The organism is Cupriavidus basilensis (assembly GCF_029335485.1).
GTDB lineage: Bacteria > Pseudomonadota > Gammaproteobacteria > Burkholderiales > Burkholderiaceae > Cupriavidus > Cupriavidus basilensis_E.
Map to the genome: position 1 here is coordinate 1 of NZ_JARJLM010000004.1, position 10,089 is coordinate 10,089.

A 10,089-nucleotide genomic window follows, 5' to 3' on the forward strand; every position below is an offset into this window, starting at 1 on the left:
AAAGGAAGTGCATGATGGGCGAAGTTTCCCGGACCGCTACCGATGGTACGGACCCGGCCGGCGACGGCGCGGGCGTGCGTTTGTTCCTGTGCGGCGACGTGATGACCGGCCGCGGCATCGACCAGATCCTGCCGCATCCGGGCAAGCCGCACCTGTTCGAGGCATGGGTGCATTCGGCCATCGGCTACGTCGAACTGGCGGAGCGCGCAGCCGGGGCGCTGCGCCGCCCCGTCGACCCGTCCTATCCCTGGGGCGACGCGCTCGGCGTGCTCGAGCGTTTCCAGCCGCAGGCACGCATCATCAACCTGGAAACAGCCGTCACCACGAGCGAGGATGCGCAGCCAGGCAAGGGCATCCACTACCGCATGCATCCCGCCAACCTGCCGTGCATCGCCAGCGCCCGCATCGATTGCTGCGTGCTGGCGAACAACCACGTGCTGGACTGGGGACGCGCCGGGCTGGACGAAACGCTGGCCTCCCTGCATGCGGCGGGCGTGCGCACCGCGGGCGCCGGCCGCAACGCGGCGCAAGCCGCCGCGCCCGCCGCGATCGATCTCGCGCGCGGCGGCAGGGTCCTGGTGTTTGCCTACGCGACCGCCACCAGCGGGGCCCCGCCGGACTGGGCGGCTGGCGGACGGCGCGCCGGCATCGGCTTTCTGGCGGAGATTTCAACGCAGGCCGCCGACGATGTCGCCCGCCAGACGCTGGCGGCAAGTGCGGCGGGGGATATCAAAGTGGTATCGCTGCACTGGGGCGGCAACTGGGGCTTCGAGATTTCGCGGCAGGAGCAGGCCTTCGCGCACCGGCTGATCGATGTGGCCGGCGCGGACATCGTGTACGGCCACTCGTCCCATCACATCAAGGGCATCGAGGTGTATCGCGACCGGCTGATCCTCTACGGCTGCGGCGACTTTCTCAACGATTACGAAGGCATCGCCGGACACGAGCGCTACCGGCCGGACCTGTCGCTGATGTACTTCCCCCTCGTCGATGCCGCGACCGGCAGCCTGCGCGAGCTGGCCGCCGTACCGATGCAGATCCACCGGTTCCGCCTGCGCCAGGCGCCGCAAGAGGGCGTGTCCTGGCTGTGCGCCACGCTGGACCGCGAATGCGGCAGGTGGGGCATGCATGCCATGCGGGCGGCGGACGATACGCTGTCGTTCCACTGGGGCGGCTAGCGTTATAGCCCGCGCTATGCGCCAACGGCCTTGGCCATCTCGGTGGTGGCATGCCAGCCCAGCGCCACATACAAGGGCCGGCCCATTTCCGTGGCGTGCAGGATCGCGAACTGGAGCTTGCGCTCGGCGAATTCGTCCTCCGCCAGTTGCATCAGCCGCCGGCCCAGGCCCTGCTTGCGGTACGCCTGCTCCACGTAGACGTTCAGCACGTAGCCACGCTTGTCCTGGGTGGGATGGGACGGATGCGGCGGCCAGTCGATCGCCATCAGGCCGATGCCGGCCACGGCCTCTCCCCCGTCCATCAGCACGAAGCCGAAGTAGCTGCCGTCGCGCAGGCGCGGCGCCAGCCAGGGCCGGAATTGCGCCGTCATGGTCCGGAGCACGTCGTCGCTGCGCCCGGACTCGCGGAACATTGCCTCGCGATGGCGGCAGACCAGTTCCAGATCGTCGACTCCGAGCGCACGTGCTTCCATGGCAGGCTTCCTGCAGGCTGGGGTTGAGGGGGTGCGGCAACGTCATGCTAGCGCATGCGGTGCGATTCGGAAATCCTATCGGGGAAATGCGCGGCAACCGGGACAGAACCACACCGAAGGCGGAAAGCCAACCGGAATAAAAAAAGCGAAGCGCGGTCGGCGCTTCGCTTCGAGGCCATCGGAGCGGATCGCTCCGATGGCAGGACGAAAAAACTGTCTGTCTTACTGCGTGGTCACCGCCGGCTTGATGCCCTCGGCCGACGCCACCGGACCGGTCTCGGTCAGGCCGCCGCCAAGCGACCGGTACAGGTCGATGGCGTTGTTCAGGCGCAGCTGCCGCGCCTGGATCAGCGCCTGGTCGGCGGAGAACAGCTGACGCTGCGCGTCGAGCTGGTCGAGCTGGCTGGCCACGCCGTTGCGAAAGCGCATCAGCGACAGCTCATAACGCGCCGCCTCGGCGTCGCGCACCTGCTCCTGGCTCGTCACCTGCTCTTCCAGCGTGCCGCGCGCCACCAGTGCATCCGCCACTTCGCCGAAGGCCGTCTGGATGGTCTTCTCGTAGTTGGCGATCTGGATGTTCTTGCGGACGTTGGAGAGATCCAGGTTGGACAGATTGCGGCCGTAGTCGAAGATCGGCAGCACCAGCTGCGGCGCAAACGACCACGCGCCGGTGCCGGCATCGAACAGCCGCGAGAAGGTCGGGCTGATCGCGCCGGCGTTGGCGGTGAGCGTGATGCGCGGGAAGAAGGCCGCGCGCGCCGCGCCGATATTGGCATTGGCCGACAGCAGCAGTTGCTCGGCCTGGCGGATGTCGGGACGCTGCTCGAGCAGGTCCGACGGCAGCCCGGCCGGGATGTCGCTGATGATGCGTTCGTCCGACAGGCGCATCGGCGCGGGCAGGTTCTCGATGCTGCCGATGGGCTTGCCCACCAGCACTTCGAGCGCGTTCTGCGCCTGCGCGCGCTGGCGTGCCAGCTGCGCGGCGGACACGCGTGCCTGCGCCACCAGCGACTCGTTGTCGCGCAGGTCCAGCGCCGAGGTGGCGCCCGCCTCGAAGCGCTGCCGCGCCAGTTTCAGCGTATCGTCGCGCGTCTTCAGCGTGACCTGGGCCAGTTCATACTGCTCGGCGTTCGAGCGCTCCGACAGATAGGCCTTGGCCACTTCCGAGACCAGCGAGATCTGCGCCGAACGGCGTGCTTCCTCGGTGGCGAAATACTGCGCCAGGGCCGCGTTGGAGAGGCTGCGCACGCGGCCGAAGAAATCGAGCTCGTACGAAGAGATCGCCCCGCCCGCCTGGTAGGAGTCGGCGATATAGGGCTTGTTGTTGGCGGACTGCGCGGCGGCGAAACGCTGGCGCGTATAGCCGCCGGTGGCGTTCACCGTGGGCAGCAGGTCGGCACGCTGCACCTGGTACTGCGCGCGTGCTTCCTCGATACGCAGCGCCGCGGTGCGCAGGTCGCGGTTGTTTTCCAGCGAGGTGGCGATCAGCACCTGCAGGCGCGGGTCGTGGAAAAACTCGCGCCAGCCGATATCGCTCGCGCGGCGGGTTTCGCCGCTCTTGACTTCGGCGGCCGCGTAGCCTTCCGGCGCCGCCGGGAAGTTCGTGGCCACCGGCGGGGCGGGGCGCTCATAAACGGGTGCCAGTGTGCAACCCGAGAGGACGCCCGCCACCAGCAACAGCGTGGTCAGTGTCTTTGTCATTGTCAGATTCCCTCTTTGGGTTCGAGCCGCTGCTGGTCCAGCATCTGCTCGCGCTTGCTGCCCTTGAAGCGGCTGCGGATGACCACGAAGAACACCGGCACCAGGAAAATCGCCAGCACCGTGGCGGTGATCATGCCGCCGATCACGCTGGTACCGATGGCGCGCTGGCCACCCGAGCCCGCGCCACTGGCGATCGCCAGTGGCAACACGCCCAGGATAAAGGCCATCGAGGTCATCAGGATCGGGCGGAAGCGCAGGTGCACGGCTTCAAGCGTAGCGTCGATGACGCTGCGGCCCTGCGCCTGCAGATCCTTGGCGAATTCCACGATCAGGATGGCGTTCTTCGCCGACAAGCCGATGGTCGCGATCAGGCCCACCTTGAAGTACACGTCGTTGGGCATGCCGCGGAAGGTCACCCCGAGCAGCGCGCCGAGCACGCCCAGCGGCACCACCAGCAGCACCGCGACCGGGATGGACCAGCTCTCGTAGAGCGCGGCCAGGCACAGGAACACGATGATCAGCGACAACGTGTACAGCATCGGCTCCTGCGAACCGGCCAGGCGCTCTTCATACGATTGCCCGGACCACTCGAAGCCGAAGCCCGGCGGCAGCTTGGCGAAGTTCTCTTCCATGATCTTCATGGCTTCGCCGGTACTGCGTCCCGGCGCGGCCTGGCCCGCGATCTTCACCGCCGGCAAGCCGTTGTAGCGCTCCAGGCGCGGCGAGCCCATGATCCACTTGGAAGTGGCAAAGGCAGCGAACGCAACCATATCGCCCTTGCTGTTCTTCACGCGCAGCTTGGTCAGATCGTCGGGCAGCTTGCGGTCGTTGCCTTCCGCCTGGGCAATCACCTTGCGCACACGGCCTTCATAGATGAAGTCGTTGACGTAGGAGGAGCCGAAAGCGATCGCCAGCGTCGAGTTGATGTTGGCCACCGAGACACCCAGCGCGCGTGCCTTCTCGCGGTCGATGTCGATCTGCAGCTGCGGCGCGTCTTCCTGGCCTTCGGGGCGTACGCCCGCCAGCGCAGGATTCTTCGCTGCCATGCCGAGCATCATGTTGCGCGCTTCCATCAGCTTGGCGTGACCCTGGCCGGTGCGGTCCTGCAGGCGGAAGTCGAAGCCCGAGGAGTTGCCCAGTTCGGAAATCGCCGGCGGGTTGAGCGGGAAGATGATGGCGTCCTTGATGAAGGACAGCGCGCCAAATGCCCGGCCAACCAGTGCCTGCGCGGTCTCGTTGGCGCCGGTGCGCTCCTTCCAGTCCTTGAGCCGCACGAACGCGATACCGCCGTTCTGGCCGCGGCCGAAGAAGGAGAAGCCTGCCACGGTGATCATCTGGTCCACCACCTTGGATTCCTTCTGCAGGTAGTAGTCCTCGATCTGCTTGAGCACGCCGATGGTGCGCTCCTGCGTGGCGCCGTTGGGCAGCTGCACCACCGTGATCATGTAGCCCTGGTCTTCCTCGGGGAGGAAGGACGAAGGCAGGCGCTTGAACAGCACCACCATGCCGACGACGATGAGGGCGTAGATGATCAGGTAGCGGCCGCCACGCTTCAGGATGCGGGCGACCGTGCCCTGGTAGCCGGTGGCGGCGCGGGCGAAGGTGCGGTTGAACCAGCCGAAGAAACCCTTCTTCTCGTGGTGGTGGCCGGCCTCGACCGGCTTGAGCAGCGTCGCGCACAGCGCCGGGGTCAGCGTCAGCGCCAGCAGCGCCGAGAACGCGATCGACGAGATCAGCGACAGCGAGAACTGGCGGTAGATGTTACCGACCGAGCCGGAGAAGAACGCCATCGGGATGAACACCGCGGTCAGCACCAGCGTGATGCCGACGATGGCGCCGGTGATCTGGCCCATGGCCTTGCGCGTGGCGTCGCGTGGCGAGAGTCCTTCCTCGCTCATGATCCGCTCGACGTTTTCCACCACCACGATCGCATCGTCCACCAGGATACCGATCGCCAGCACCATGCCGAACATGGTCAGCACGTTGATGGAGAAGCCGAAGGCCAGCAGCATGCCGGTCGTGCCCAGCAGCGCCACCGGCACCACCACCGTCGGGATGATGGTGGCGCGGATGTTCTGCAGGAACAGGTACATCACCAGGAACACCAGCACCACGGCTTCGACCAGGGTCTTGATCACTTCCTCGATCGAGATCTTGACGAAGGCCGAGGTGTCGTAGGGAACGGTGTACTGGTAGTCGCCCGGGAAGAACTTGGAGAGTTCCTCCATCTTGGCGCGCACCGCGGTGGCGGTGGCCAGCGCATTGCCGCTCGGGGCCAGCTTGATGGCGATGGCCGCCGACGCCTTGCCGTTGGTACGGGCCAGCGTGGAGTAGTCGGCACCGCCGAGCTCGACGCGGCCGACGTCCTTGATGCGCACCGAGGAGCCGTCCGGGTTCGTGCGCAACAGGATGTTGGCGAACTGCTCCGGCGTGGAGAGGCGGCTTTCGGTGGTGACGGTGGCGTTGAGCTCCGTGCCCTTGGGCGACGGCGTGCCGCCCAGCTCGCCCACGGCGACCTGGACGTTCTGCTCCGAGATGGCAGCGGTCACGTCCTGCGGCGTCAGGTTGAAGCCGGTCAGCTTGGCCGGGTCCACCCAGATGCGCATGGCGTACTCGGTGCCGAACAGGTCGGCCTGGCCCACGCCCGGCACGCGGCGGATCGAATCGATCACGCTGGCCGAGACGTAGTTGCCCAGCTGGATGGCATCGGCCTGTCCGGACTTGGACGTGACCGTCAGGAACATCATGTAGTTGTTCCCGGCCTTGTCCACGCGCACGCCCTGCTGGCGCACCTCCGCCGGCAGGCGCGCTTCCACGCGCTTCAGGCGGTTCTGCACCTCGACCGAGTTCAGGTCGATGTTGGAGCCCGGCTGGAAGGCGATGGTGATCGTCGACAGGCCGGTGGATTCACTGGTGGAGTTGTAGTACAGCAGCCCGGGAATGCCGTTCAGCTCCTGCTCGATCACCGAGGTGACCGAGTCTTCCAGCGTCTTGGCGGAAGCGCCCGGGTAGGTCGCCGTGACCGAGATCGTCGGCGGGGCGATGTTGGGGTACTGGGCGATCGGCAGTTGCACGACCGACAGCGCGCCCCCCAGCACGATGATCAGCGCGAGAACCCACGCGAACACCGGCCGGTCAATAAAAAACTTGGCCATAAAACTGGCTCCCTTCGTTTTGCGCTGTGGTTAGCCCTGCTTGGCGTCGGCCTTTTCCGCGGTCACCGCGGCCGGAGCCGAAGCGCCGCTGGCGGCTGGCTGCGCGGCAGGGGTCGAGGCGTCGGCGGTCTGCGAGACGAACGGCACGGCCTTGGCGGGCGCGCCGACCTTGACCTTCTGCAGGCCCTCGACGATGACCTTCTCGCCGCCCTTGAGGCCTTCGGTGACGATCCAGTTGTCGCCGATTGCCTGGGGCGCCTTGACCGGCAGCGAAGCGACCTTGCCGTCACCGCCCACCACCAGCACCGATGCGCCCTGGCCGGTGCGGATCAGCGCGCGCTGCGGCACGGTCAGTGCGTTCTCATCCACGCCCTGCTCGATCTTGACGCGCACGAAGGTGCCCGACAGCAGCTCGCGCTTGGGATTGGAGAACTGTGCGCGCAGCGTGATGGCGCCCGTGGTCGGGTCGACCGTCATGTCCGAGAACAGCAGCTTGCCGGTTTGCTCGTACTCGCGGCCATCCTCGATGAACAGGTGCACGCGCGCGCCGCCGTCGACGCCCTTGACCTTGCCGCTCTCGATCGAACGTTGCAGCTTCATCACTTCGCTGGCGGGCTGGGTGAAGGTCACCCAGATCGGGTCCACCTGCTCGACCGTGGCCAGCTTGGTGGCTTCGCCGCTGCCGACCAGCGCGCCTTCGGTGACCAGCGCGCGGCCCACGCGGCCACTGATGGGCGCGGTCACGGTGGTGTAGCCGAGATTGATCTGGGCGGTGCTGACCGCGGCCTTGGCCGAGGCGATGTCCGCCGCGGCCTGGCCAGCCGCGGCGACGGCGTCGTCATACTCCTGCTTGCTGACCGCGTTGACGGCCACCAGCGGCTTGTAGCGCTCGGCCTTCAGGCGCGCGGCCACCGCATTGGCTTCGGCGCGCGCCAGGCTGGCCTTGGCCGACTCGAGTTGCGCCTGGTAGGGCGCCGGGTCTATCTTGAACAGCAACTGGCCGGCCTTGACCTCGCCGCCCTCGCGATAGTTGCGGGACAGCACGATGCCGGCGACCCGCGCCCGCACTTCAGCGGTGCGCACGCCTTCCAGGCGGCCCGGCAGCTCATTGACAACGGCAACGGTGGTCGGCGTGACGGTTACGACACCGACTTCCGGCGGCGGCATGGCGCCGGCCTGTGGCTTCTTGTCACCGCAGGCGGAAAGCGCAAGCGCCGACAACACAGCAGCGGCAACGCAAGTGATACGTTGGGACTTCCTCATCGATAACCCCATGATGGCAATTTGAGATCGGCCGCATGCGTTCCCGGTGTCGCGTCCGGATACGGCGCCGTCCGCCGCCCGGCGGTTTACCGGGAAACGGGCAAAAAAAGAGTAATGCTAGCCACAATTGGCAACGCTGACGTGACGCTTGCGACGAAAGGTTGCAAATCAGTAACGACATGCCGACATGGCACCGCGAAACAAAGGAGGGCGCTGCGGTGCCGTCCGGCCGATGGGCTGGCCGAAAGTCAGGCGAACGCGTATTATATATACATTCAAGCATGTATGTAATAACCTGTTGCAATGCGGCAATATTTGCTCCATATACCGTCGTTCTAGTGCACTGGCACAGCGTACGCCGCGCATCGGCGGCCCCCATCGCCGGCGCTCCGGGAGACAGAACCAGACCGGTCCGCGTGGCCGGCAGCTGAGAACATCATGGTCAGACGCACCAAGGAAGAGGCGCTTGAAACGCGCCATCGCATTCTCGACGCGGCCGAGGCCGTATTCCACGCCCGTGGCGTGGCCCGCCCCTCGCTGGCCGACATTGCCGAGGCGGCCGGCGTGACCCGCGGCGCCATCTACTGGCACTTCAAGAACAAGAGCGATGTCTTCGCCGCCATGTCCGACCGCGTGCACCTGCCGCTGGAAGCGCTGTGCGCGCCGGAGCGCATCGCGAGCCAGGAAGACCCGCTGGGCAGCATCCGCGATATCTGCGCCTTCGTGCTGCGGCAGACGGTGGAAAACCCGCAGTGGCGGCGGGTGTTCGAGATCGTGTTCCACAAGTGTGAAATGGTGGCGGACAACGGCGCCATCTTCGAGCGCCAGCGCCAGTCGCACAAGGAAAGCGCGGTGAAGATGCTCGGGCATCTGCGCATGGCGGTGGAGCGCGGGCAGCTGCCGTCCGACCTCGACCTCGACCTCGCCGTCAACGTATTCCACGCCTCCATCGGCGGGATGCTGTCGCACTGGCTCTTCGCCCCCGAGGATTTCGATCTCGAAGCCAATGCCGAGCGGGTGTCGGATGCCTTTATCGACACGCTCAGGCTGTCGCCGGCCCTGCGCAAGGGTTATGTCCCGCGTCCCGTCGCCAAACTCAAGGAAGAAGTGGCTTCGATGTGCCAGGAGGCACAGGCGGCGCACGTTGGGCAGCTGGCGGCGACCAAGGCGGCGCAACAGGCACTGCCCGGGAAAGCCCAGCCGGGCTGAAGCCGGCGGCGGGGCAGCGGACCTCCGGCTGCTCAGCCCCGCATGGCGTCGCGCCAGCGGGCCAGGAAGGTCCGCTTGCGCAGCGTGTCCTGCGCCGCCAGCAGGCCGGGGCCCACGCTGATCGGCTTGAGCGCGTAGCCGAGGCGCTCGGCCAGCGCGGCGGCGGTGTGCACGCTGTCGGTATCCGTGCGGATGGTATAGAGCTGCGAAGCGCTTTGCCCCAGCAGGGTCTGGCCGGCGCGCGAAAGCAGGAAATCCAGCCACAGGCGCGCCGCGTTGGGATGCGGCGCGCGGCGCGCGATAAAGGCCACGCGCGACATCACCAGCGTGTAGTCGCGCGGAGCGATCACATCGATCCCGGCGCCGCGCTCCATCAGCGAGAGCGCGTAGGACCCCAGCAGGTTGTAGCCCATCACGAACTCGCCGGAGGCGATGCGCTCGATCATGTTCGCCGTGGACGCCGACATCTGCACGCCGCAGCGGCCAAGCGCCTGCGCCAGGTACCAGAACTCGTCGCCCATGCGCGCATCCTGCTGCGCCAGCAGGTAACCCACCCCGGATTTCTCCACGTCGTAGGTCACCACGCGCCCGCGCCAGCGCGGCGCATTCTCCTGCAGCAGGCGCGCCAGGCCGGTGCGGCTGCGCGGCACCTGCATGCCGGCAAAGTGACGGCGGTTGTAGACGATCACCGCCGGCTCGAAGGTGGTGCCCCAGGCTTCGTCGCGCCACGCCGCCCAGGCCGGCAGGCCGGCCCGCTCGGGCGAGGCGTAGCGCAGGGCGTGGCCATCGTTGACCAGCTTGATCTGCAGGTCCATGGCCGTGCTCCACAGCACGTCGGCATAGTCCGGCCCGGGCGGCTGGCCAGCCTCCAGCCGCGCGTTTTCCGCCAGGTAGCGGTCGTTCAGGTCCAGCGTGTTGAGATCCTGGTAACGCACCTTGAGGCCGGGGTAGCGCGCCTCGAACGCCGTCACCAGCGGATGCGCGATATCCACGTCGGTGGAGGCATGGATGTTGACAGTGCCCTCCTGCAGCGCCCGCGCGATGATCTCCGCATAGCTCGCCGGATAGCCGGCGGGCACCGGCGGCGTAGCCTGGGCGCGCGGGCCGCTG

At 67.0% G+C, this 10,089-nt stretch carries 7 protein-coding genes; 2 read left to right on the forward strand and 5 right to left on the reverse strand.

What is annotated here, in order from left to right:
- Positions 1-14: 14 nt before the first annotated feature.
- Positions 15-1,178 carry a CapA family protein gene (locus tag P3W85_RS00235; protein WP_276263286.1) on the forward strand — a complete coding sequence of 388 codons (1,164 nt, stop codon included), beginning with the start codon at positions 15-17 and terminating at the stop codon, positions 1,176-1,178.
- A 14-nt stretch (positions 1,179-1,192) separates the two neighbouring features.
- Here P3W85_RS00235 and P3W85_RS00240 read toward each other — a convergent pair whose 3' ends face one another.
- The 4 genes from P3W85_RS00240 to P3W85_RS00255 form a co-directional block, all read right to left on the reverse strand.
- Positions 1,193-1,651, reverse strand: coding sequence for a GNAT family N-acetyltransferase (locus P3W85_RS00240; protein ID WP_276263283.1), 459 nt, complete (start codon positions 1,649-1,651; stop codon positions 1,193-1,195).
- Between the two features lie 222 nt (positions 1,652-1,873).
- The gene (locus P3W85_RS00245) at positions 1,874-3,352 is read right to left on the reverse strand and encodes an efflux transporter outer membrane subunit (protein WP_017227201.1); all 1,479 of its coding nucleotides are present in this window, start codon (positions 3,350-3,352) and stop codon (positions 1,874-1,876) included.
- A 2-nt stretch (positions 3,353-3,354) separates the two neighbouring features.
- The gene (locus tag P3W85_RS00250) at positions 3,355-6,507 is read right to left on the reverse strand and encodes an efflux RND transporter permease subunit (RefSeq protein ID WP_017227202.1); all 3,153 of its coding nucleotides are present in this window, start codon (positions 6,505-6,507) and stop codon (positions 3,355-3,357) included.
- A 30-nt stretch (positions 6,508-6,537) separates the two neighbouring features.
- Entirely contained in the window at positions 6,538-7,770 is a 1,233-nt protein-coding gene (locus tag P3W85_RS00255; protein WP_276263284.1) for an efflux RND transporter periplasmic adaptor subunit, read from the reverse strand.
- Between the two features lie 438 nt (positions 7,771-8,208).
- Here P3W85_RS00255 and P3W85_RS00260 point away from each other — a divergent pair, with 438 nt between their 5' ends.
- Positions 8,209-8,979 (forward strand): TetR family transcriptional regulator, encoded by a 771-nt coding sequence (locus P3W85_RS00260; RefSeq protein WP_017227204.1) that lies wholly within the window; start codon positions 8,209-8,211, stop codon positions 8,977-8,979.
- Between the two features lie 32 nt (positions 8,980-9,011).
- On the opposite strand, the gene P3W85_RS00265 is transcribed toward P3W85_RS00260, so the two are convergent.
- Positions 9,012-10,089: ABC transporter substrate-binding protein (locus P3W85_RS00265; protein ID WP_276263285.1), on the reverse strand; the 1,078-nt coding region annotated here is incomplete at its 5' end.

Coding starts and splice junctions, on each gene's coding strand:
- P3W85_RS00255 (WP_276263284.1), bottom strand. CDS start 7,770: ATGAGGAAGTCCCAACGTATCACTTGCGTTGCCGCTGCTGTGTTGTCG.
- P3W85_RS00240 (WP_276263283.1), bottom strand. CDS start 1,651: ATGGAAGCACGTGCGCTCGGAGTCGACGATCTGGAACTGGTCTGCCGC.
- P3W85_RS00250 (WP_017227202.1), bottom strand. CDS start 6,507: ATGGCCAAGTTTTTTATTGACCGGCCGGTGTTCGCGTGGGTTCTCGCG.
- P3W85_RS00245 (WP_017227201.1), bottom strand. CDS start 3,352: ATGACAAAGACACTGACCACGCTGTTGCTGGTGGCGGGCGTCCTCTCG.
- P3W85_RS00235 (WP_276263286.1), top strand. CDS start 15: ATGGGCGAAGTTTCCCGGACCGCTACCGATGGTACGGACCCGGCCGGC.
- P3W85_RS00260 (WP_017227204.1), top strand. CDS start 8,209: ATGGTCAGACGCACCAAGGAAGAGGCGCTTGAAACGCGCCATCGCATT.